This window comes from Fannyhessea vaginae DSM 15829 (genome assembly GCF_000159235.2).
Taxonomy (GTDB): Bacteria; Actinomycetota; Coriobacteriia; order Coriobacteriales; family Atopobiaceae; genus Fannyhessea; species Fannyhessea vaginae.
The window spans coordinates 942052-966970 of the sequence record NZ_ACGK02000001.1 but is presented as its reverse complement, the minus strand read 5'-3'; the positions used below and the strand labels follow the sequence as shown (position 1 = coordinate 966970).

Annotated in this window: 21 protein-coding genes; 14 read left to right on the top strand and 7 right to left on the bottom strand. The window is 44.2% G+C overall.

From position 1 onward, the window contains the following. Positions 1–136: 136 nt before the first annotated feature. The 14 genes from HMPREF0091_RS04235 to HMPREF0091_RS04170 all read left to right on the top strand — a co-directional run bounded on the left by HMPREF0091_RS04235 (position 137) and on the right by HMPREF0091_RS04170 (position 16387). A complete protein-coding gene (locus HMPREF0091_RS04235; RefSeq protein WP_006303042.1) occupies positions 137–1870 on the top strand; it encodes a DAK2 domain-containing protein in 1734 nt (577 codons plus the stop codon). A gap of 7 nt (positions 1871–1877) precedes the next feature. Continuing rightward, on the top strand, positions 1878–4127 hold the full coding sequence (locus tag HMPREF0091_RS04230) for an ATP-dependent DNA helicase RecG (protein WP_006303041.1): 2250 nt from the start codon (positions 1878–1880) through the stop codon (positions 4125–4127). A gap of 87 nt (positions 4128–4214) precedes the next feature. Next, a complete protein-coding gene (locus HMPREF0091_RS04225) occupies positions 4215–4811 on the top strand; it encodes an RsmD family RNA methyltransferase (RefSeq protein ID WP_006303040.1) in 597 nt (198 codons plus the stop codon). Positions 4812–4867: 56 nt separating this feature from the next. Continuing rightward, complete coding sequence (gene coaD / locus HMPREF0091_RS04220; protein WP_006303039.1) at positions 4868–5365, top strand: pantetheine-phosphate adenylyltransferase; 498 nt, start codon at positions 4868–4870, stop codon at positions 5363–5365. A gap of 304 nt (positions 5366–5669) precedes the next feature. Further along, on the top strand, positions 5670–6167 hold the full coding sequence (locus HMPREF0091_RS04215; RefSeq protein WP_006303038.1) for a hypothetical protein: 498 nt from the start codon (positions 5670–5672) through the stop codon (positions 6165–6167). Positions 6168–6197: 30 nt separating this feature from the next. Continuing rightward, a complete protein-coding gene (locus HMPREF0091_RS04210; protein WP_006303037.1) occupies positions 6198–6776 on the top strand; it encodes a YceD family protein in 579 nt (192 codons plus the stop codon). A gap of 307 nt (positions 6777–7083) precedes the next feature. Beyond that, complete coding sequence (gene rpmF, locus HMPREF0091_RS04205; protein WP_006303036.1) at positions 7084–7263, top strand: 50S ribosomal protein L32; 180 nt, start codon at positions 7084–7086, stop codon at positions 7261–7263. A 118-nt stretch (positions 7264–7381) separates the two neighbouring features. Further along, positions 7382–8371, top strand: coding sequence for a phosphate acyltransferase PlsX (plsX, locus tag HMPREF0091_RS04200; protein ID WP_006303035.1), 990 nt, complete (start codon positions 7382–7384; stop codon positions 8369–8371). A gap of 125 nt (positions 8372–8496) precedes the next feature. Beyond that, complete coding sequence (locus HMPREF0091_RS04195) at positions 8497–8733, top strand: acyl carrier protein (protein WP_006303034.1); 237 nt, start codon at positions 8497–8499, stop codon at positions 8731–8733. 18 nt (positions 8734–8751) lie between these two features. Next, positions 8752–9453 (top strand): ribonuclease III, encoded by a 702-nt coding sequence (gene rnc / locus HMPREF0091_RS04190; protein ID WP_006303033.1) that lies wholly within the window; start codon positions 8752–8754, stop codon positions 9451–9453. Positions 9454–9579: 126 nt separating this feature from the next. Then, positions 9580–13146 carry a chromosome segregation protein SMC gene (smc, locus tag HMPREF0091_RS04185; RefSeq protein ID WP_006303031.1) on the top strand — a complete coding sequence of 1189 codons (3567 nt, stop codon included), beginning with the start codon at positions 9580–9582 and terminating at the stop codon, positions 13144–13146. Positions 13147–13158: 12 nt separating this feature from the next. After that, positions 13159–14070: a signal recognition particle-docking protein FtsY gene (gene ftsY / locus HMPREF0091_RS04180; RefSeq protein ID WP_006303029.1), complete on the top strand. Its 912-nt coding sequence runs from the start codon at positions 13159–13161 to the stop codon at positions 14068–14070. Continuing rightward, a complete protein-coding gene (ffh, locus tag HMPREF0091_RS04175; protein ID WP_006303028.1) occupies positions 14070–15551 on the top strand; it encodes a signal recognition particle protein in 1482 nt (493 codons plus the stop codon). Before ftsY ends, ffh begins: the two co-directional genes overlap by 1 nt. A gap of 17 nt (positions 15552–15568) precedes the next feature. Beyond that, on the top strand, positions 15569–16387 hold the full coding sequence (locus tag HMPREF0091_RS04170) for a TrmH family RNA methyltransferase (protein ID WP_006303027.1): 819 nt from the start codon (positions 15569–15571) through the stop codon (positions 16385–16387). Between the two features lie 14 nt (positions 16388–16401). Here the strand turns inward: HMPREF0091_RS04170 and aroQ are convergent, their stop codons facing one another. From aroQ to HMPREF0091_RS04135, 7 genes are all read right to left on the bottom strand, one after another. Then, positions 16402–17484, bottom strand: a complete 1083-nt coding sequence (gene aroQ / locus HMPREF0091_RS06170) for a type II 3-dehydroquinate dehydratase (protein ID WP_010242253.1) — start codon at positions 17482–17484, stop codon at positions 16402–16404. 215 nt (positions 17485–17699) lie between these two features. Continuing rightward, complete coding sequence (locus HMPREF0091_RS04160; RefSeq protein ID WP_006303025.1) at positions 17700–18977, bottom strand: shikimate kinase; 1278 nt, start codon at positions 18975–18977, stop codon at positions 17700–17702. After that, a complete protein-coding gene (locus HMPREF0091_RS04155) occupies positions 18977–20137 on the bottom strand; it encodes a bifunctional chorismate mutase/prephenate dehydratase (RefSeq protein WP_006303024.1) in 1161 nt (386 codons plus the stop codon). The genes HMPREF0091_RS04160 and HMPREF0091_RS04155 overlap by 1 nt, the downstream gene beginning before the upstream one ends. Before the next feature lie 9 nt (positions 20138–20146). Beyond that, positions 20147–21319, bottom strand: a complete 1173-nt coding sequence (gene aroC, locus HMPREF0091_RS04150; protein ID WP_006303023.1) for a chorismate synthase — start codon at positions 21317–21319, stop codon at positions 20147–20149. Next, complete coding sequence (gene aroA / locus HMPREF0091_RS04145; RefSeq protein WP_006303022.1) at positions 21319–22671, bottom strand: 3-phosphoshikimate 1-carboxyvinyltransferase; 1353 nt, start codon at positions 22669–22671, stop codon at positions 21319–21321. Before aroA ends, aroC begins: the two co-directional genes overlap by 1 nt. A 155-nt stretch (positions 22672–22826) precedes the next feature. Next, positions 22827–23939 (bottom strand): 3-dehydroquinate synthase, encoded by a 1113-nt coding sequence (aroB, locus tag HMPREF0091_RS04140; RefSeq protein WP_006303021.1) that lies wholly within the window; start codon positions 23937–23939, stop codon positions 22827–22829. Further along, complete coding sequence (locus HMPREF0091_RS04135) at positions 23936–24901, bottom strand: prephenate dehydrogenase (RefSeq protein WP_006303020.1); 966 nt, start codon at positions 24899–24901, stop codon at positions 23936–23938. The genes aroB and HMPREF0091_RS04135 overlap by 4 nt, the downstream gene beginning before the upstream one ends. Between the last annotated feature and the right edge of the window lie 18 nt (positions 24902–24919).

Sequence of the window (24919 nt, the reverse complement as noted above, 5' to 3'; positions counted from 1 at the left end):
CAAAGCGCCACAAGCATCGCAAAGCGCACAAGCGCCGTACCAGCGCACCAACCGCGCGCAATACGTGCACGCGTACCGCGCCCGCACCTGCTCAAGTATTGGATAACCGTCTATGAATTAAAGGAATTCCACTGATATGATTTCTCATGTGATTCGTACTTGCTTTCCCGTTGCAGCTCAAGCGGTTGCAAACAAAGCCGATGAAATTAACAAGCTTAACGTATTCCCCGTTCCCGACGGAGATACGGGAACAAACATGTCGCTTACTCTTCAAACCGTGGTAAAAGAGGTGGAAGACCTGCCTCAAGATGCGTCGATGGAAGATATAGCTCATGCAATTACGCACGGATCACTTATGGGCGCGCGCGGTAATTCTGGCGTTATTACCAGCCAAATTTTGCGTGGTATTAGTGAAGGCCTTGTTGGCGCAACGGACGAAGCTCTAAGCGTCGAAGACATTGCAAAAGCCTTGCGAAATGGCGTAAAAGTTGCATTTAAGGCTGTAAGAAAGCCCGTTGAAGGCACCATTCTTACCGTTTTAAAAGACGTGTCGCTTTGTGCCGATAAGCTTGAGCAAAAACACGCAACCAAGCAAGAGCTCCTTGATGCAATTGTGGTTGAAGCATATGAATCCGTTGCGCGCACGCCCGATTTATTGCCTGTTCTAAAAGAGAATGGGGTAGTGGATTCGGGTGCTTTTGGTTTTGCAACTTTTATCGAAGCCTTTGTGAATGCTTATAACGGTAAAGATCAGCAGCTTACCAATTTTAAGACTACGGTAGATACCCAAGATACCCAAGATACCAAAGACGCTAAAGCCCACGTATCAAATGCGGTTGATATTGCCGTTAACGAAGATTGGGAAGGCTCTCAGTATCGTTATTGCACCGAGTTTTTGTTCCATGCCGATTTAGAAGACTTTAACCCCGAAACTCATCTTAAATTCCTTGCGTCCCAAGGTGACTGCGAACTTTTGGTAGGAAGTTATCCCGATTATAAGATTCATGTTCACACTAATCGTCCCGATTATGTTTTGCGCCACATGCTGCATCGCGGCCAAATATATAACGTGTTTGTACACAATATGGATCTAGAGGCTCACGAACGAACAGACGCCATCCGCGATGACAAAGTTCTTGTTCACGGTGATGATTTTGTCGCTGGAGCTACAACGTCAGCGGCAGCTGCTTCTAATGCACCGTTAAAGGACGTAGGCTTTGTTGCGGTTGCAGCTGGTAGTGGCCAAGCAGAAATTCTTACATCATTAGGTGTTGACCAAATTATCTCTGGCGGCCAAACCATGAATCCCTCTACGGCCGATATCCTTAAAGCTATCGAGGCTACCCATGCTCGTCAGGTAGTTGTATTGCCTAACAATTCTAATATTCGTATGGCTGCCGAAGCAGCTGTTCAGGCAGTTACTTCTTGCGTTGCAAAAGTTGTTCCCACTAAAAGCGTTCTGCAGGCATTTTCTTGTATGTTCTGCGTTGATTTGAGTAAAGATTTTGATGAACTTGTGTCACAAATGACCGATCAACTTTCCCTCATTAGAGATGGCGAGATAACCTGTGCTGTTCGCGATTCTTCTGCGTCTGATGGTACGCCTATCCACGTAGGCGATGTTATGGGTATTGCCTGTGGTTCCATCGATGTGGTTGGGCACGACGTATGCAGCGTAACGCTTGAAGTTATTGCTCGTATGATGGACGAAGAAGAAAGCGATACCTTAACTATCTTAGCTGGTAAAGATATGGATCAAGCAAGCTTTGACGATCTGGTAGAAAAAATAGAAGATAAGTTCCCCTCGCTTGACGTAGATCCACAACGCGGAGAGCAACCGCTTTATCCTGTGATTTTCTCGCTCGAATAAGGCGTCTGTGGATACTCAACTGCATATATCTGAGGCATCACCGCGTCTTGCAGCGTCTTGTGCGCTTGACGCGCCGCTTGACATGTTGCCGTATGTAACGCCTGCGCGCGCGAAGCTGTTTTCTAATCTTGGTATCCATACCCTGCGCGATCTAATATTGCGTATCCCTCGTAGATACCTTGATTTTTCGCGGCATGTTTCTATTCTTGAAGCAGCTGTAAATGACACAGTTACTATATCGTGTGTTATTGATCGAATTAATCTTAAGCGTCCACGTCCGCATCTCTCAATTGTTGAGATGTACGTAACCGATACCATAGGTATCATGCGCATTTCGTTTTTTAGGCAGCCTTGGCTTGCAAAAGCCTACCATGTAGGCGACGTTGTTGCGCTTTTGGGTAAAGTAGAATATTCGTATGGTTTTAAGTGCATGAATTCGCCGTTTATTGAGCTTATTCACGCAGCAGATGCTCGTCCTACAGACGGCCACGCTGCGGATACTCATGCAGCGGACGCCCATGCACAAGATAAGAGTGCACTTGAGCTTTTACCCAATGCCCGCCTTGATATGCATATTCTGCCTGTTTATGCACTGTGCGACGGCTTATCCGCTGCGTGGTATCGACGCATTATTAAAATATGTTTGCATAAAATTTTGCCGCTTGTAGACTGTATACCGTCTGTATATCTTGCGCGTAATCGTTTGATGGGATATTCAACTGCTATCCAGCAGATACACATGCCAACATCTATGTCTGCACAAGACGCAGCGCGCCGCCGTTTTGCATATAATGAACTGTTTTTTCTTCAGCTTGCCCTTCGCGCGCGCACATCTGTTGAGGATATTCAAGACCCCATACAGCACTGCATTAACGGAAGCCACCTCAAAAACTTTTATAAAGCATTGCCCTTTGAATTGAGCGCAGAGCAGCAAAGTGCAGCTCATGACCTTTTACATGATATGCAGGCAAAAACGTGCATGAATAGGTTGTTGCTTGGTGATGTTGGAACGGGAAAAACCGTTGTTTGCGCCCTTGGTTTTGCTGTTTGCGCCGACACATTCACGCAAGCTGCCATGCTTGCGCCAACCTCTGTTTTAGCTCAGCAATATGCCGAAAAAATAGGCACGCTCCTTACCAAATTGTCTATATCGTGGGCACTTTTAACGTCCGCAACAACAAAGTCCGAGCGCGCCGATATTCTGAGCCAATTACAAACAGGATCGGTTCAGGTCATTTTTGGTACTACATCGCTTTTGTCTGATGATGTGCAATTTCACAAGCTTTCCTACATCGTCATTGACGAGCAGCACCGCTTTGGCGTACATCAGCGTCTTGCGCTTAGACAAAAATCTCCGTTTGCCGATTTACTTGCCATGAGCGCAACTCCTATTCCACGTACGTTGGCACTCTCGTTTTACGGCGACTTAACCTGCTCTTTCATTAAACATAAGCCGTTTTCTACGGCAAAAGTAACAACAAAAGTATTAGCAAACGAAAATGTATCTGTGGCCTATGACGCTGTTGCTGCATGCATTGAGCAAGGTCAGCAAGCTTATATTATTTGTCCACTTATCGACAACCAAGACGCGCGTACCACGGTTGATGACATTGCTCCCAACGCGCAGTCTTCCGCGCAGACGCTGCACAGTGCACAGCAAACGTTTGAATCTCTCAAACGTAGTAGCTTTAGCGCTTATCGCATTGGCCTTTTAACAGGTCGCATGGACAGCGATGAAAAAGATAGGGTTATGAGTCAATTTAGGGCGCATAAGCTTGACGTGTTGGTGGCAACAACCATTGTTGAGGTAGGCGTGGATGTTCCGCGCGCCTGTGCTATGATTATCCTTGACGCCGATCGCTTTGGGCTTGCAACGCTTCACCAGCTGCGTGGTCGTGTTGGCCGAGGTAGTCTTGCTGCGCAGGTTTATTTGGTGACCGCTTCAAAAAAGCATAGTTTAGCTCGACGAAGGCTCGATATTTTGGAGAACACTTTTGATGGCTTTGAACTTTCTCAAAAAGATTTGGAACTAAGACGCGAGGGCGACATTTTAGGCTATCGTCAAAGCGGTACGCTTACGCTGCGTGTTTGTGATATGGTGCGCGATATGGATCTTATTGAGGCAGCTCACCGCGATGTGGGCGAGCTGTTGGACGGCGATCCTGATCTATCGCAAGTCCAACATCGAGCACTGGTGCATGAAATGCATGCGCGCTTTCCAGCTTATTTTGAAGAACTTAAAGGTATCGGGTTTTAACGCTTTGAACTGTGAACCTTTGTACCTACGCCGTCTGTGTCATCTGTACAGCGTAATAACTCATGAAGCTCTCTTGAAAGGAACCATATGCGTATTGTAAGTGGGGTTTGGGCTGGTAAAGAGCTCATTACTTTGCAGGGACGAAACGTCACGCGTCCAACTACTTCGCGCTTGCGTGAGTCTATAGCGTCTATGGTTAAACATGAGTTTGATTTGGACTTGGCGCGCGCGTACGTTTTGGACGCATTTGCAGGATCGGGAGCTTTGGGTTTTGAGCTTATGTCGCAAGGTGCAGCATATTTGGCTTCTATCGAAAAAGATCGCAATGCCTTTAAGATTTTGCAAACCAACGCTCAAAACCTTGGATGTCAGCCAAACACGTTTACGGCGTTGTACGGTGATTGCATGAATCACACCCTCATTGAGCGTATTGTGCATCCAATTAATTGTGTACTGCTTGATCCACCGTATGCCTATAAGCCAGATGAGGTATGTAAGGTTTTTGATGCATTAAGTTTGGCTCATATGCTTGATTTGCATGCGCTTGTAGTGTACGAGCACGAAAAACATACCTCACTTGAAAAAAGTATCCACACTCACTTTGCCACGCTTGAACTTGTACGTGAGAAAACTCACGGTATTACGCAGGTAAGTCTTTTTCGTGTATCTGCACATAATTTGTAGGAAACGTTTGTTGATATTCAGGTAAATATTGATTCACATGAAAAAAAAGGAGTGCTATGAATACAGAAATTTCTCATGTGGTAGTTCCTGGTACTTTTGACCCCATAACGCTTGGCCATCTTGATGTTATTCGCCGCGCACGAAAAATGTTTCCGCAGGTAAGTGTAGCCGTTGCGCTGTCAGCGCGTAAAAACGAAACGGGTACTACCTTCTCGCTTGAAAACCGTGTTGAGATGGTGCGCGCCTCACTTGACGAAGCGCACCTAAGCGATGTAAACGTGTATCCGTTTGAAGGTCTGCTTGTTCAGTTTGTCAAATCAATTGGTGCACAAGCTGTGGTGAAAGGCTTGCGTGCTATGACCGATTTTGAATACGAGCTGCAACAATCCGACCTCAATACACGTATGAATCCCGACATCGAATCCATTTACGTGATGAGTAACCCCAAATACGGTTTTATTTCGTCCTCGGTTGTGCGCGAAATTGCAAGTATGGGGGCTGATGTAAGCATGATGGTCCCTTCGTGCGTCTTACAGCACTTGTATAATAAGTAGGCGAAAGGGTAGACGAGAGCTCGTACAAGAGGGTAGTGCGAGAGATGGTGCGAGAGCTTGTGCGACAAGTAACGCAAGAGCTCGTGTAAGAGGGTAGCGCGAGGGTTAGCGCGAAAAGATAGCACGCAACCACGCGCGAAAACGCCTCGATTTGTGTTTGGGGTTGTAAAGCTTATGGAACTGTATGCAATATGGTAAAATCTCCCTTCGTTTTATGCTTTTATCTGTTAAGATAAAAACGTATGGTCAAAAATGAAGTTAAAGTGAACCTATTGATCATTCATAGGATTGAAAGGAGCCCAGTATGCAGCCGGGTGAAGAAATCGAGAGTCTTGTTAATGAACTTGAGTCAATGGTAAGCGAAGCCAAAACACCGTTTGCTGCTGGTCAAGGTAAAAAAATCGTTGATGAAAACGATGTTTATGAAATTCTCGATGAGATTCGTCGTGTTTTTCCCCAAGAATTTACTGACGCACGTCGTATTGTTAAAGAAGAAAACGAAACGCTTGAACGTGCTCAGCAACAGGCTGACTCTATTGTTGCCGATGCTCAGCAACAGGCTATTATTTTAGCAAGTGACCAAGAGATTGTTCGTATTGCCCAACAAAAAGCCGAAGAAGTTAAAGCTCAGGCAGACCAATACGAACGTGACACGCGCTACAATGCAGAAGAATATGCTGATACCGTTTTAGCGCATCTAGAAGAAAATCTTAAATCCCTTACCAACTCCGTAACACGCGTGCGCCAAACGCTCAATGAAAACTCTGGTGACCGCAATCAATCTAATAACGTTACGTGGTAATTGTATTCAAGCAGGTGTTTTAGGTACCTTATGAAAAAAACCGTTGCAATTTTAGATGAGCGACTTTCGCAGCGCGGAAGCTCGGTGCATCTTACAGGTCATGTTGATGAAGACTCATATACGTTGGGTGCGCACCATTTTGTGTTGCCTCAAGGTGTTGAGTATTCGCTTGATTTAACGAATGCTGGTCAAGGTATTTTTGTAACGGGTATCCTTTCGTGCACGGTTGAAGGCACCTGTGATCGCTGTCTTGACAAGGCAGCCTTTACGCTTGAAGGCGAAGTTGACCAGTATTATTTATTTGAAGAGCCTGAGCAAACGCCCTTATCTTCTGATGAAGACGAACTCGATTTTGAGCTTGTGTCTGCTGATAACACACTTGATTTGACGCATGCGCTTGAATCGGTATTACTCATGGAAACGCCTTATGTTATTTTATGTTCTGATGAATGCAAAGGTTTGTGTTCTGAGTGCGGTTGCAACCTTAATTACACTCAATGTCGTTGTGCAGAGCGCTTGGCACATAACGCGTCAGAAGAGCCTCAATCTCATAATGCGCAAGAGCTTGCTAAATTAAAGAAGCTACTTTCTTCTTCTGATCTCAAGTAACCAAGCGAGCTAACGATTGCTACGCGCGCGAACGCGTACAAATGCGCTAGCTAAATACGCACCTCACGCACGCGTCAACACAGCGCACTCTTATCAGCACTTGGTGCGTCTAGGTACGTGATAATTTTGTTATGTTTGCGCATAAGACTTGTTTATATGGTGAGTACATGTAAAATTTCTGATGGTATAAGGAAATGTTAGGCGTATACCATATAAAACATGGTATAGTACATTCTTGCGTATTTTTAATAGATGCCGCTCAGGAGTTCATTCGCCTGACGCTATGATGTTTTAAGAGAGGTTAATGATGGCAGTTCCTAAGCAAAAAAAGGGTCGTGGCGCAACTCATACACGTCGTTCAGCAAACAGCAAGCTCGAAGCAGCAGCTCGTTCAGTATGTCCTCAGTGCAATGCTGTTAAGCTTCCACATCACGTTTGCTCTAACTGTGGCTACTACAAAGATCGCGAAGTAGTTGTTACCGAGTAATTTTGCACTAAAGCCTATGAGCAGGTCGGTCCTTACTCGGATCGGCCTTTCTTTTTTATGTGTTCAGTGCTCATTTGCGTGTTTGAAAAGTACCGTAACTCAAAGTTTGGAGTAGACCATGGTTACAGTTTGCGTTGATGCAATGGGTGGGGACGAGTCTAGTGACGTTGTTCTCGAAGGTATTCACCAGGCGCTTGTCAGTGACCCCGAGCTTCAGGTTCTTGTTGCAGGATTACCTGAAGTTGTAGAGCCTTTTTGTGCTACGCATGCGCGTACGCAGCCTTTGGTTTGCACGCAAACTATTAGTATGGAAGAGCACCCTGCTACTGCTGTTCGAACCAAGCGCGATTCCAGTATTGTGTGTAGTTGCCGTGCGGTAAAAGACGGCCGTGCACAGGGATTTTTTTCTGCTGGTTCAACGGGTGCAATTTTTACCGCTGCAACTTTGGAAATCGGTCGTATTCGTACTATTAAACGGCCAGCTATTGCCTATGCAGTTCCTGGATTAAGCGGCAAAAAAACAGTTTTTCTTGATCTTGGTGCCAATGCCGATGCACGTCCAGCTACGCTTGTACAGTTTGCTTATATGGGTCGTGCATATGCTCGTAATATTTTGCATGTCAAGGATCCGTCTGTGGCGCTTTTGTCCAATGGTACCGAGCCAACAAAAGGCTCCGAAGCTGTTATTGCAGCTCACAAAGCGCTTGTTGAGGCAGGCCCTTGGTTTAGTGGCAATTGCGAATCTTCTGATATCTTGGCAGGCAAGGTAGATGTTGTGGTAACCGATGGTTTTACGGGTAATGTTGTTCTTAAAATGATTGAAGGCACCGTTAAGTATTTGTATACGCAGCTTAAAGGCCAAGCTGCTCAAAATATTGGATATGCGGTGGGACTTTCTTTGGCAAAAGGTGCACTTAAACGTATTGCCGTTGATTTATCTGGAGAAGAACAAGGTGGCGCTATGCTTTTAGGACTTAAAGCACCGGTGCTCATAGGTCATGGTTCAACTTCGGTTGCAGCCATTAAACATGGAACACTTGCATGTGCTCATGCAATAAGAAGTAATCTTGCCAGCAAAATTGCTTCTGATCTTGTCCGTGAATCTTAAATGTATATCGTGCTTTTAAGCATGTTTTTCTCGTTATTATCTATAAAATATAACGTATATAGTTTTAGGCTTTGCTAAACTAACTTTTTTAGCGTACGTATTTTACAGGTAATAAGGAGATTTATATGGACTCATCTCAAGTTTTTGAGACGGTTACAAACATTATCAGTACCGAACTTGATGTTGATAAACAATCTTTAACTCCTCAAACAGAATTTAAGGATTTAGGTGCAGATTCATTTGATCTTCTGTCGCTTATTACAGCTTTTGAAGACGAATTTGGCTCTACACTTAATGATGATATTTTACAAAATATAAAAACTATAAACGATGCGGTAGACGCTATTGTTAATGCACAATAGGTACTAAAGAGGCTTTATATGTCTGTTGAAGCGCGAATTAAACATGCAGAACAAATTATTGAGTACACCTTTGAAAACAAAAGGCTCATCCAAGCTGCTATTACACATCCTTCTGCAGTAGAGGGGCTTCCCGTTTCTGCTTCGTATGAGCGCCTTGAGTTTTTAGGTGATTCAATTTTGGGAGCTATTGTTGCTACCGATATGTTCGAAAAATTTCCTGGTATGGATGAAGGTGCACTTACACGCATGAAAATTTCGCTCGTAAGCGGAAAAACACTTTCAATGGTTGCCGAGGAATTGGGCATAGGCGAATGTATCATCTTTGGTGATTCCGAAAAAGGTACGGGCGTGCGTGGATTTACTTCCGCCTTGGAAAATGTGTATGAATCGCTGGTTGGTGCTCTTTATTTAGAAGCTGGTTATGAGCCTACGGTCAAGTTTATTCGCCGTACCCTTACGCCGTACATGGTGCCCGAACTAGCAAAGCATCCTATTTCGCCTAAGAGCCGTCTTCAAGAAGTTTGCCAAAAGCGTTTTCATATTGCACCAGTGTATGAGCTTGAGGACGAAACAGGACCAGCCCATGCTCCACAGTTTACCTCTGCTGTCTTTGTAGATGGTGAATTGATGGGTAGGGGCACTGGCTCGTCCAAGAAAGAATCTCAAAGTATAGCGGCTCTGTCGGCTTTAGATAAGCTCGACGTTGATGATGAGGCATAACGTCTTTTGTGAGCTTGTCAAGTTCACAAACATATGCCTTTTTTAATGCGCTTTACCATTGTACGCGCACGAGCTTTAAGCGTTATGCTACATTTGAGATACTGATCGTTGTGAGAGGTGTAGCTTGTGTATCTTAAGTCTTTAACGCTTAAAGGATTTAAGTCCTTTGCCGATAAAACCGAGATGATTTTTGACCCTGGCTTAACCGTTGTGGTGGGTCCAAATGGATCGGGTAAATCGAACGTATCCGATGCCATGCTGTGGGTTTTAGGTGAACAAGGCCCGCGCAATCTTCGCGCCCAAGCTATGGAAGATGTTATCTTTGCAGGTTCGTCCAAGCGTGATGCCGTAAGTTTTGCCGAGGTAACGCTCGTACTTAATAATTCTGATCACACACTTCCTATTGATTTTGCCGATGTTGCTATCACGCGCCGTATGTATCGTTCGGGCGAAAGCGAATATCTCATCAATGGTGCTGCTGCGCGGCTGCGCGATATTAATGACATTCTGCACGATTCTGGACTTGGTAAAGAAACACATTCTATTATTTCGCAAGGAAAGCTTGATGCTATTTTAGTTTCAAAGCCTCAGGATCGCCGTGATTTAATTGAAGAAGCCGCAGGTATTGCAAAGCATCGGCGGCGTAAAAAACTTGCCGAAAAAAAACTTGAGCTTATGGCAACTCACCTTAATCGGATAAAAGACGTTAAACGTGAGATCCATAAACAGCTGCTTCCCCTCGAAAAACAAATGGGCGTTGCAAACCGTGCGCGTGAGTTAACTTCTGTGTTACAGCGTAGTAAAACGATGTGCGCAGTAGACGATTTGTCGGCGCTTAAAGCTCGTTATGAGCAGCTTTCATCCGAGTTAAAAGAGGCAAATGCATCGGTCGAACTCCTTGAATTTAGAAAACAAGAGGCACAAAAGTCGCTGGAATCGTATAGAGTTTTGCTTGAACAGAAAGGCTTGTTTGTAGGCGATTTAAGTGAACAACGTCGTCGTCTTCATGATATTGCTGGTCGTATGGATTCGGATATGCGCCTGCTTGAAGAGAAGGGCAAAAATATGGTGAAGCATTTAAGCGAGCTTCGCCGTAACATGAGCGCGCAAGAACACACCAAGCAGGATTTGTTAAAAGAAAAACAGGAGTTGATGGATTCTCAAGCCGAGTCTCATGGTGAGATTGAGTTTTATCTTGGCTCACTTGCCGAAAAAGAGCCTCAGCTTGCGTCAGCAAAATCTAAGCGCATGGAGTATTCTCGTACGTGTAACAGCTTAAATGACCAGGTAAAGCACTCTACGCGCCAGCGTGATGCCTTACAAATTTCTGTTGCTACTTTAGAAGAACGCTTAAAACGAACTCAAACCGAGCGCGCACTTTTTTCTGAACGCCTTGGTGAATTAGAAGATACTATCAAGCAAAACGAGCAAGCACAAGCTGCTCTCGATGAAAAAATGACGTCAACAAGCACACAGCTTAAGGAAAAAACCGAAGAACTTTCTCAAAAACAGCATTTATTGGATGAGGCTTCTGCACAAAAAGCAGCAGCATCTACGCAAAAGGCAGAGCTTGATCGCAAACTCTTTAAGATTCGCGGCGAGCTTGTTGCTAAGACCTCACAAGTAGAGGCTGCTCAACATGCTTCGCAGCGCCTAAGCTATGTAAAAAAGACATTTTCGCCAGATATTCTAGCTACGTTTTTAGATGTGTGTCGTGTTCCAACCGAGTACGAAACGCTTGTAGAAGCCTATTTGTCTGACGTATTGTCTATGCTCATCGTCAAAGATACCAATACGGCATTACATATGATGACCTCGTGTTCTTCTCAAAAAGGACGCCTTGTTTTGTATCCAATGCCCACACTCACCGATACAGATGTACAAACAGCGCATGACAAGATTCGCACTATGTATGCTGCGTGTGGTTCGTCGCTTTTTGACGCTTTGGATGTTAATGCTTCGTATAAAAGCATACTTTTTGCGCTTACGGGTACCGTGTTTTTTGCCGATACCTTGCAACATGCCTATGAGCTGCACAAAAAATATCCTGCTCTTACCTTTATTTCAAAAGATGGCTCGTGTTTATACGCCGATGGACGTTGTGTTTCGCTCATTCATACCGTTTCTGTCTCAATGCTGGCTCTTAAGCGAACCATCCGTTCGTTAAACGAGCAAGAAAAAGATATCCAAACTAAGCAAGATGCATGTGCTGCCACAATTTCCTCTCTTGATGAGCGAATATCTGCACTTTCAACAGAAGTGGCAACGCTTAGGCAAACTACCGCCCAGCTCAGCGGCGAATCGTCATCGCTTGCGCGTGAGCGCGAACGTATTCAAAAGAATCAGCAACTTACTCAAGAGCAGCTGAGTCGCCTTAAAACAAAACAGCAATCGTTTGAATCAGACGATAAACTCACGCGCGAAAAGCTTGAAAAGCAAACGAGCGAGCTTAAAGAAGTTACCGCCCAAGTTGAGAGTTTCCATGATAGATATGAGGAAAGTGTCTCTTTGCGTAACGAAACATCTCGCTTAGAAAATCGTCTTGAAAAAGAGGTGAGCGAGCTTAAACTTAAGCTTGCGCGCGCGCAGGAGCGAAAAAACCATCGAGATGCACGCAGCGCGCGTATTGATAAAGACCTTGCGCTTATTAGTCAAACCATAAGCGAGTATGAGCAAAGTGCGTTTACCCTTGATCGTATGAGGTATCGCGTTGAGCCGCTGTATAATCTCTATCAACAGTTACTCGAGCTTGTGCAGGCGTGGTCGCAAAAGCTTAAAAGTTCAGCTACGCTTGCCGAGGCGGATTCTGCTTCTCTTAAGAAAACCGTTGCTGAAGCACGCGCTCGCCTTGATAAGAGTTCTTCAGAGCTTGAACACGCAAAATCGCAGGAGTCCAATCTTCGTGTTGAACAAACGCGCCTTGAGGTTGAAGTTAAACATGCGCTTACACAGATTACCGAATTTGGTTATTCGTTAGACGATGCGCTTGATTTACCTCATATTCAAGATAGAAGTTTGTGTGAGCGTCAGATTGCTCATATTGAAGCCGAGCTTAATACTTTAGGGCCCATTAATTCGGCTGCGCCCGAGAATTACGAAGCCACCAAAAAACGCTATGAGTATATCAGCTCACAAATTGAAGATCTTGAGTCTGCGCGCCAGTCGCTCAAAAAAATTACTCGTGCTATTGAACACAAAATGAAAGAACAATTTTTACAAACGTTTAAGCAGGTCAACCAAAACTTTGTACAAATTTTTTCCATTTTGTTCCCGGGTGGATCAGCGCATTTGGAGCTGTGTGATCAAGATTCTATCCAAGACGCTGGTTTAGAAATAATTGCACAACCACAAGGTAAAAAAATTCGCAATATGATGCTTATGAGCGGTGGCGAAAAATCCTTGTGTGCGCTTGCGCTGTTGTTTGCAGTGTATAAAACCCGTACCGTTCCATTTTATGTATTTGACGAAATTGAAGCAGCGCTTGATGACGCAAATCTTTCTAAGCTGTTACATGCCATTGACGAGCTTAAGAAAACAACGCAGCTTATTGTGATTTCTCATCAACGCAGAACAATGGAGGAAGCGGATGTGCTCTACGGTGTTTCGATGCATGCCGATGGAGTAAGCCACGTGGTAAGCCAGCGTTTACGTGAGGCTTTGCAGACCGAGGGTATTTCGCATACTAACAAGTAAGAGGGGAATCACATGTTTAATTTTACTGAGCGATTAAAAGCAGGACTTGCTCGTTCGCGTGAAGCGTTGAGTGAAATTTTCTATATGGGCGCCTGCGTTGATGATGACTTTTGGGACGATTTGGAAGATCGTTTAGTTATGGCGGATGTGGGCGCAGAGCTTACTGCGCGTATCTGCGATGATCTTCGTGATTTAGCTGCTCAAAAGGGGTATACACAAGCTGCTCAAATTCAACAAGCGCTGATTGATCGTCTTGCACAAGAGTTTTATACCATCGATTACGATATGTTTTCAACCTATCCTGGCTGCATTGTATTTGTAGGCATTAACGGTGCAGGTAAAACTACCACAGTTGGAAAACTTGCCTTTGTATGCAAAGAATCGGGTCATTCGTGTTTGATTGGTGGAGCTGATACCTTTAGAGCAGCTGCAATTGAGCAACTTGATGTGTGGGGTAAGCGCGCAGGCGTGCGCGTGGTAACGCGCGAACGAGGGAGCGATCCTGCTAGTATTTGTTATGATGTGCTTGAAGAAGCAGCTGCGCAATCAACCGATTTGGTTCTTATTGATACAGCAGGGAGGCTCCATACCTCAATTGACTTAATGAAAGAACTCCAAAAAGTTGTTGCAATCTCGCGCAAACGTGCCTCTATGCCCGTAAAAATTGTACTCGTGTTGGATGCAACCTGTGGCCAAAATGGACTTGTTCAGGCACAACAGTTTCATGAATCGTTGAGTTTAGATGGTATTATAGTTACTAAGTTAGATGGCACTGCAAAAGGTGGCATTGCACTGCGCATTTCTCACGATCTTAAGCTGCCTATTGTTCGTTGTGGTGTTGGCGAGCAGATTGAGGATTTGCAGAGGTTTGATCCATACGAATTTTGCGCTGCTTTAGTCGGTACAAGCGAAGGGGAAAAATAGTGTTTAGTAACCTTTCAGATAGATTACAAGAAACGTTTGCGCATTTGCGCGGTAAAGGCAAGTTGAGCGAGCGTGATATCAATGATGCTATGAGAGAAATACGCATGGCATTGCTTGAGGCCGATGTTAACTATCGTGTTGTAAAAGATTTTGTTGCAACATGCAAAGAAAAATGCTTAACGGCCGATATATTGCAATCGTTGAGTGCAGCTCAAAATGTTGTTGCGGTTGTTTTGGAAGAGCTTACCGCGCTTTTAGGTACTACCGAATCAAAACTCACCTTTTCACCTCATCGTACGCCTCATATTATTATGCTTTGTGGTCTTCAGGGTTCAGGTAAAACTACGGCTGCAGCAAAGCTTGCTTATTTGCTTAAAAGCCAAGGTCATGCTCCCTTACTTGCAGCATGTGATACACATCGTCCGGCCGCAGCCGACCAATTGCAAACACTTGGTGAAGAAATTGGCGTTCGTGTGTACAGAGGCGACGGAGCTAATGCAATACGTGTAGCTCAAGAGGCAGTTCAAGATGCCATAGACAATCTTAAAGACGTTGTCATTGTTGACACGGCTGGTCGTTTGCAAATTGACGAAGAAATGATGCAAGAAGCCATAGATATTAAACATGCTGTTAAGCCCGAACAAATTTTGATGGTCGTAGACGCTATGGCAGGTCAAGACATTGTGAACGTTGTTCAAGAGTTTTCTAAGCGTCTTGATTTTGACGGCGTTATCATGTCTAAACTCGATGGTGATGCACGTGGCGGTGGCGCCTTATCGGTTAGAGAAGTAACTGGTAAACCCATTAAATTTGTTTCTATGGGAGAAAAACCATCATCACTTGAGGTGTTTCATCCCGATCGCATGGCAAAACGTATCTTGGGCATGGGCGATGTTGTTGGTATTATCGAACAAGCTCAAAAGGTTGCTCAAAAGTCTGATTACGAGCAAGCTGAACGCATGCTGCGTGAGGGTTTTACCATGAATGACATGCTTGATCAAATGCATCAGATTTCAAAAATGGGCGGCATTAAAAAGATTATTTCGTCGCTTCCTGGTGGCGATAAAGCACTGCGCCAAGCCGGAGATACCATGGGCGAAACTCAGATCAAACAGATCGAAGCAATCATTTATTCGATGACAAAACAAGAGAGACTGCGTCCAAAAATTATCAACGGTCAGCGTAGACGTCGTATTGCAGAAGGTAGCGGAAGAACTGTTCAAGAGGTTAACCAGCTGCTTCGTCAATGGGGCGAAATGAATAAGATGATGAGCAAAATGCGTCAACTTACCCAAGGTGGCGCAGGTGCTAAGCGTGGATTGCGTCAGATGAAAGATATGATGCGTCAGATGGGCGTCTCATCTGGTGGAGCTAATCCTTTTGGTGCACCAGGCATGGGTGGGTCTTTGCCCAATTTAGGAAATTTTGGTGGTATGGGCTCTGCCAAGAATCCTTTTGGTAATGGCAAGTTTCCCTTTTAGAATTACGTTTATGCACCATGAATATTCAACACGTTACCAACCTTAACGCCAAAGAGCTTGCTCCTTATGTAAGCCTTTCAAATCGCGAGCTTAAAAACATTGCTCATCCAGGGGATTCTTTTGTTATTTGTGAATCACTTTTAGTGCTACAAACTGTTTTTGAGTTGCATGTAGACGTCATATCTGTGCTTGTGTGGGATAAGCATCTGAGCAATCTTGAGCGCAGCATCTCGCCTGAGGCTTTTGGCGATGTGCCTATATATGTTGCATCTCATGAGCTTTTGTCTAAGCTTGTAGGTTTTAATGTATGTCGTGGATATTATGCATGCGTACGCAGGCCTTCGCTTTTGTCAAGTGCTTCCGTTGATTGGCACTCTTATACGCGTATTGCTGTGGTGGAAGACTTATGCGATGTGTCAAATCTTGGTGCGCTTATACGTAACGCTTGCGCGCTTGGTATTGATGCTGTGGTGTGTTCGCCCACCTGCGCCGATCCATTTAACAGGCGTTGTGTGCGCACCTCTATGGGAACGGTGTTTAGATTGCCAATCATACAGGCTAATTCTAACTGGCCTTATGACGTGTTTTCTTGCCTTTCATCTGCAGATTATACGGTTTTTGGTGCCGCATTACGCAAGGACGCTTTAAATGTGCACGATGTCGACTTTTCGCATTATAAGCGTTGTGCACTTTGTTTTGGCAACGAATCAAAAGGGCTTTCAACACCTGTTATCGATGCATGTGATCAGCTGGTTATGATACCTATGAAACATGGCGTTGATTCGCTTAACGTTGCTGCGTCATCGGCTGTTTTATTTTGGGATATGTGCTCTTAAACGTACGATTTTAGCTAGGCATTACTGCTAAGTTTTGTTGCAAGTGCACAAATTGCCTGCTTATAGCCGTCTATACCTTCACCAATAATGCTTTTGAAACACGCAGCGCGTATATAAGAAATTTTGCGAAACTCGTCACGCTCGTCTATGTTTGTGATGTGCACCTCAACTGTTGGAATATTTACGGCTTTAAGCGCGTCAAGAAGAGCGATAGACGTGTGCGTATAGGCACCAGGGTTAAATACAATACCTTGATAATTTCCATACGCCTGCTGAATCATATCTACAAGATCGCCTTCGTGATTAGATTGATAGCATTTACACGACGCAAAGCCAAGCTCTTTTGCCGTGTGTTTGCACAACTGAATAAGCTGCTCATACGAGTTACGCCCATAGAGCGCAGGCTCTCGTATGCCAAGCATATTAATGTTGGGGCCGTTTAAAATTAAAATATGATAGGGAAGTAGTGCTTCTGCGGCACAAGCATTATGATCTTTAGGCTCACGCTTACTCGCATTTTCACTAGACGCTGTATGCGTTTTCTTGTGTTGCTTTCCGTTTGCATCGCTAACATTGCGGGTATGCAAAGCTTTTCTATGTGCAATTTTATTAAGCGAAATTTTTTTATCGTTTTCAAGCAACAGTTTAGTAAGCTCTTCGGCTTCACTTGTCATACGGTTTACATGGTGTGGATCAAAGGTGGTTTGATGAAGCATAGGTTTAAGTTGCTGTGCCTGTGTTCTTTGAACAGATGCTTTAGGATTGCTTATCTGAACTTTGAGAGCCTCAGAATTATCAAGGGTTGCACCACCGCGTGCGCGTGTACGGATCTCAAAATTATTAGAAAGCCCTGTCAAGCGAGAGAAAGACTCAAAAATTGCTTGTACAAGCGTTGGCCGACATACAATTTCTATGCCGTGATCGCCAAGTTTGAGGCTTCCTAAAACGCCTGATATATCGTTAAGACCTGCTTCATCAACCAATGAAGGTTTGATGATTTGTATACGAAGACGAGTCATACACAATGCATTACTTTGAATGTTTCCAGTGCCACCTAAACACGCAATAATTGAGGCAGCTATTTCTTCATTGGTCACGATATACCCCGTTTGTTTGAACACGAAAAGCTTGGTGCTTACTTCATGTTTAATCTTCTCATGTTTGCCTGACTTAGCAAGATGTTTATACGTCAGCGCGCAAAATAAAAGGCTTAACGTAGGTTAAGTCTTTTAGAAGCGCAAAAGTTCATGCTACGCGCACACGTCTTCACAGAGGATGCGCGAAGCTTGATGTAGAAAACCCCATATAGCTTTTACGCAATATCCAGTCGACTGATCAGTGCTTGTGCATCTTTTTGTGCAGAGCCTAAACAATTATGCACAACATCGGCCCAACGTTCGTATGCTTCTTTACGTTCTTCATAAAGTTGCTGTAATCCCTTTGCTTGTGATAATGGACGATCTTTTACTGAAAGCGAGGTCAAGGGGCGCGTGAGATACACAATCACAGAATTTTGGTGAAGGTATTGGTAATTACTATCTCTACATACAATTCCGCCACCACACGAAATAATCAAACCGCTTTGTTTGCCATAGGTTTCAAGAAGCTTAGATTCTTTCTCTCTAAACGCTTGCTCGCCAAAGGATTTGAGAAAATCGGCAGGACGCATATGGTAGTGACGCTCAAACTCTTCGTCTAAGTCTACAAACTCACGTCCTGTAGAAGCACCCATACGACGCGCACAAGAAGTTTTCCCAACGCCTGGCATACCAATAAAGGCAATATTTTTTTGTTGATGCATAAGCTTGGTACTTATACGCGTAATGACCTTTGTATCTATGCTCGTATTTTGGAAGTATTCCGAAGACTTTGCAGCTTGTGCTACCAGCATAGGAAGCCCTGTTTGGTAGGGGATATGAAGGCGCTCTGCATTAAGGCAAATTCCCGTAATGCTGGGATTATAGACTACATCGATAACACCTTTGAGCTGAGAGAATTTTGCAAGTCCACCCGTGTCTATCAACGAAGCAGGGCAGTTTGGATACATACCAACAGGTGTTGCGCCCACAATAAGCGCTGCGTTGGGCACGCGTTCATACATGGTTTGATACGTGAGTTCACCCTCGCGATCTACTACATGAATACAAGCATTATAGGCGCGCAAGGCCTCCTGAACGGCTTGAGATGCGCCTCCTGCTCCTAATACCAAGACGTCACGTTGAGCAATGACGTCTTCTACGCTGCTTTTGAGCTGCGTTGTACAAAAATGTTCAAGTAACCACGAAAAACCATACACATCGGTGTTATAGGCATAAACGCATCCATCTCTTTTTACAAGCGTATTAGCAACGCCTAAACGACAGGCAAGCTCGTCGGCTTTATCTGCATACTCATACGCAGCACGTTTATATGGAATGGTAACGTTTATACCATCCCAGTTTCCATGAGTTATAAAGTCTTCAACTTCATGTGGTTCTTTTTCAAAATAGGTATACGGATACGAGCCAAGCTCTTTATGAATTACATCCGACCAGCTATGTTTAAGTGTTCGCCCCAACAGACCATAAATTTTTGTTGTATTTTGAGCCATTATATAACCTCCGTATAGCTACCCAAGTAGCGAACCTCAACACATTCCTGCGTAAGTGTTTCCATAAGACGAGCAAACTCTGGAGCTAAAGGTGAGCACGAAATATCAAAATAGAACATAAATTCAAAGTCGTGGTTGGGAATTGGTCTACTTTCCAGTTTTATAATATTGATACCCAAGGTATAAAACGTTGCAAGAATTTTGTACAAACTTCCCGGTTTATGCGACGCTATCAGCATAAGCGATGTGCGATCTGCTCCTGGAAAGATTTCGAGATTTCGTGCAATACACGCAAAGCGTGTGTAGTTGTTGCTGCTATCTTGAACATCTTCTTTAAGCACGTCTAAACCATAAATCTCCGCACAGTTTTTACTTGCAAGCGCTGCGCAATTTGAATCTGGTGACGATGCCACCATTTGCGCAGCAACAGCGGTATTTTTTACCGTGTGAATTTCAACATGCTTGAGCGTATCAATAAAATGAGAAGACTGAGCAAGTGCTTGTTCGTGGCTATAGATGTGCGTAATATGTTCAAGTGTACTTCCAGGTTTTGCCAAAAGATTGTGCTCAATTTTAAGCCTGCATGTTCTTACAATTGAAAATTGATAGCGGTGCATAAGTTCAAACACCTGGTTAACTGATCCTGCATAGCTGTTTTCTATAGGTATTACTCCATAGGTACATACGCCGTCTTCTATTGATTGAAACACATCTTCAAAATGTGGATAGTAGTTAAGTGTTGCATGCTTAAACAGCTTATCTGCTGCAAGTTGCTGATAAGCTCCTTCAATTCCTTGGCAACTTACATGGGCAAACGACGGAAACAATTGGTTGGAGTTTTTTTGAATTGCCTTGGTTATATGCGCAAGCTCTGATGTTTCAGAGTTCATATGCGAGTACTCACGTATTTTTGCAATGTGCATAATTATTTGAAACAGCGTTTGCATGGGCTCGATAAGCTCTTGCGGACTCATGGTGGCAATGCGCTCCAGTACACGGCGCTCGCGATTGTTATCAAGTACAGCTAAGCCGTGTTCTTTTTTGTATGCGGCAATAGCTTGTACACAGTCTAAACGTTGTGTTATGAGCTGCACAAGCTTAGTATCTATTGCGTCAATTTGATCTCTTTGTGCAGTGAGTGTATCGTCATTTACCTTCATGTGATCCTTCTATGCGTTGTTGTTGGGTGTGCACGTACCTGCAGGATAGCTGATAAGAGCGTCAAGTGTTACCAGTGCGCACACTGCTTCTACTACCACGCACGCACGCGGTACAATACAGGGATCGTGCCGCCCGTGGATTTCTAAATCTATGTCTTTGCCACTTTGCGTATCTACCGAATGTTGCAGACGCGCAATACTAGGTGTTGGCTTAATGCCTACGTGTACCAATATAGGATTTCCCGTGCTTATGCCACCTAACATACCTCCAGCAAAATTAGTATGTGTTACCACGTGCTCATGTGTTTCATCCCAAAAATATGCATCGTTATGCATAGAGCCGCGCATGGTACAAGCTTCAAATCCTTTTCCAAATTCAACGCCTTTAACTGCAGGTATGCCAAATAATGCCCGTGCATACATGTTCTCAAGACCGTCGAACATAGGCGAGCCCACACCTTTGGGTAGCCCACATACAACGCATTCAATACTTCCACCAATGGAGTCTTTCTCGCGATGTGCGGCTTCAATGAGCTCTTGCATTTGTTGGGCAGCGTCTGCATTGAGCGTGCTGAGGTGTTGCTTGTGCGTTTGGTAGCTTTGCGTGTGAAGCTCCTCTAAATGGCGTAGCTGGTTTGCAAGCGTCTGTTGCCCGTTTTCTGTGGTATCAAAGGCACAAAAGCTCGTATCGTATACATCACCTATTGATGATATATGAGCATATACGCGTATGCCTTTTGAGCTTAAGTATTGCTTTGCTAGTGCGCCTGCAATACATAAAGGAGCAGTAAGTCTTCCCGAAAAATGTCCGCCACCGTAGATATCTTGTACGCCCTTCCATTTTTGATCAGCCGAATAATCGGCGTGTCCTGGGCGATAGATATGCTCAAGTGGTTTATAAGCGCTTGCGTGCGTATTGGTATTAGCTATAAAAGCACATATTGGCGCGCCGCATGTTTGATCTGATTTATTAAGTCCGCTTACAAAATGTATCTCATCAGCTTCTTGACGAGGCGTTGACCAAGGTGCGGCTCCTGGTTTTCTGCGTGCGGAAAACTTGGCAAGAAGTTCTCTATCAAGCTTCATACCAGCAGGAAAGCCGTTAATAACGCATCCGATAGCTTCGCTGTGTGATTGTCCAAATACCGAAACAGTAAGTGTTGTTCCAAATTGAGAGGGCATTAGTCATCCTTTGTTTCTAGATATCCGCCTAAATGTACAAAATCCTCAAAAAAGGTTGGATATGATTTTCGCACGCATTCGGCGCCACGTATCGTGGTGGGGTGCTGAGCATACGCAGCTGCTATAGTTGCCATCATTGCAATTCTATGATCGCGAAAACACTCAACTTCGCCTCCTGTAAGCATACCGTGGCCATGAATGTAGATGGTATCAGCGTCAGAGCTTATATCTGCACCCATGTTTTGCAGGGTTGTTGTTATGCTTAAAATTCTATCGGACTCTTTAAGGCGCAAGCGTGATGCATGCGTAAGTTTGGTAGTGCCGTTTGCAAAACATGCAAGCGCTGCTAAAGGTGGTGCTAAATCAACTATATCGTCCAGCGGAAGTGTTGCGGGTCTAAGCGCCTTTGATCCAACTTCGATATACGATGCAGTTTTTTGTGTACGCGCACCAAAAGCCGCCAAACACGCCAGAATTGCTTTATCACCTTGTGAAGATGTAAGCGAAAGTCCACTCATGCGCAAAGGATTACCCAAAGCTGCTGCACATAACCAAAAGCCCGCGCCCGACCAATCGCCTTCAACGGTTAAAGACTGGCGTGGCAAGGACAGTGTTTGTTCATCTACGCTAAAACGTATAAACTCCTGACCTTGGTCATCATATTCTTGCGTTTGTGCTACGTTGATTCCAAACTGTTGAAGCGCATCGATTGTCATCTTTACATATGATTTTGACTCAAACGGCTTTGAAACGATAATTTCTAGATGAAGGTGTGCAATTCCTGCTGCCAGTAAGAGTCCGCTTATATATTGTGACGAAACGTTACCTGGTATATGAAACACACCGCCTGAGAGCTTTCCTTTTATTTCTAAGGGAAACGCTCCTTGCTCGGATAAGAAGCACCCATGAGCACAAAGTTCAGAATACAAAGGCTCAAGGGGGCGCGTAGCTAGTCTTCCTTGACCAACAAGATATGCATGTTTTCCAAGTGCAGCAACTACGGGAAGCATAAACCTAAGTGTTGAACCTGATTCGCCACAATTGAGGATGACTGGGGTATCACCTGTTGCGCTTGAGTTATCTGTGAATGCAGCTTTGGTATCTGCGAGAGAGCTTTGACTTGCAAAAAACATGCCGCGCACACGATATCCTAAGGTGGTGCGAGTAATACATGCACCAAGCGCTTCTAAGCACTCAATGGTTGCTTGTATATCATCCGAGGTACTTGAGCAATTAATATCTACAATCGCAGACGTTGAGGCAGCTAAAATAAGAAGTCTGTGTGCCATCGACTTAGACGCTATTGCACTTACGGTACCTTGTAAACCATGCGGTTGAATAACTACATTCATGTAAACCTCAAACTTTTATCAATTTTCATTCATTACATCATACTCGATTTGTAGCCATTTTTGACCGCGTAATTGTTGTTGATAAGAGTATCTAAGACGCGGACATTTTGCGCCGCTTTATAAGCTTAGACGCATAAGTTAGGCGAGCGCTTATGCTATGCGCGCGCATACGAAAGAAATGCCTTAAATTCGTCGAGTGACATACGCTGAATATATACCTGTCCAATTTCTTGGGGGATAACAACATTTATCGAATTACCATGACGTTTTTTATCGTGTGTTGCATAGTGGTAGAGAACATTTGCTTCTATATTGGTAGTAGTTGGGAGTTGATAGCTACTTACCAGGTTAATAATTTCGTTCATTGTTTGCGCGCTACACAGATTTTCGTGAGAGGCGGCGCGTGCGATACAGCACATACCTGCTGCAACGCATGATCCGTGCCCTTGTTCAAAGTTCATAGCTGCCTCAATGGCATGACCTATGGTGTGTCCAAAATTAAGAATCTGTCTTAAACCGCCTTCAGTTTCGTCTTTGCTTACAACAGAACTTTTTATTTCGATACAGCGTTTAATAATTTCACCAAGTTGGTGTAGGTCTTGAGACGTTCCTTGAGTATGCTCTTTGCCGTAGCGTTCCACCTGATTATGAGTGGTTAAGAGATGCCATAGGTTTTTGTCGGCAATAACTGCATATTTAAGAATTTCACCCCATGAATCACAAAAAAGCTTTTGATCTAGGGTAGCAAGAACAGACGTATCTACAAAAACGCCAACAGGTTGTGTAAAGGTGCCTGCAAGATTTTTGCCAGCTTTAAGATCAATAGCGGTTTTTCCTCCTATCGAAGAATCAACCATTGATAGCAGCGAGGTTGGCACATGGATGAGCTTAATTCCTCGTAGGTAAACAGCAGATGCCAATCCTGCAATATCACCTACAACACCTCCACCCAACGCAAGAATTGCATCGTCGCGCGTAAGTTCGGCTGCTGCAAGCTCTTCTAAGATAAACGAGAGTGTCTGGATATTTTTATGTGCTTCACCATGAGGAATTACTATATGAGATACGCGATAACCTGCGTTTGTAAGCGACTGTGTAATACAAGATCCATACAGAGGATATACATGATCGTCACTCACGATGCAAATTTTGGTAGCTTTCATAAGAGGTACGAGATAGTTTCCTATGGAATCGTAAAAAGCTGAGCCAACATACACCTTATACGAGTGCGAAGGTGTTGATACCGGTACAGTGGTAAGGTTATTCATGATTGTTCTGCCTTCTTCTTTAAAGCATCGCCTTCCGCGAGCAAACGATGAAGCATGTGTTCATCTGCAGTGTCTAATGCGTCTTTGTATTGTTGTAGATGAGAAATCATAAGGCTTATTTCGTGTGAAAGATTATCTTTATTAGCCAAAAAGAGCTCGGTCCACATATCGGCATTAAGCCTTGCCACACGGGTAAGGTCTTTATATGAACCAGCAGAAAATCCCTTGTGCGCTTGTGCGGCAGGACTTTTAACATATGCATTAGAAACAACGTGAGCAAGTTGAGAAGTGTATGCAATTTGCTGGTCATGAAATTGAGCATTTGTGCAGCGATAACTTCCAAACTTACACGATTCTAGGAGCTTTTGTAGGCGCAAACACAACTGTTCTTGTTGTCTAGAGCTGTACAAATCGGGGAAAACTACCACCATAGGAGCATGGTGGAACATGTTTGCGCGCGCGTGCGCAAAGCCTGAATATTGCGTTCCTGCCATGGGATGACAACCAATAAATTCCCATGGATAATTGCGTGCGAGTGCAAAACAGCGCTTGCAGGTAGTTCTTTTTACGCCGCCTGTGTCAATGACAAGTGCATCTGGTGAAATTTTGTCTGCGTGCTGCTCAAGCCATGTTTCATTTGCATGAGGATAAGCTGCCAAAATGATAAGCTCGCACTTAGATATGCTTTCATTATCAAGCGCAAGCGCGTGACAATCCGCACATGCCTGCTTCATAACCTCTTGATTTCTATTAAAGAGATAGAGTTTTTGCGCGTCTTGGCAGAGTGCTTTTGCAAACGATCCACCAATCAGACCAAGTCCTACAATTCCTACGGCACCAGGAATAAATGATGTTGTATGCTCACAGGTAGACGGCTTGTCTTGTGGGGATTTTTCTGCACGTGTTGAGGTGTGAGTGGCAAAGGTAGAAGAACTTGTTTGTTGTGGATTTAAACGCGCCACCTATATCACCTCAAAAAA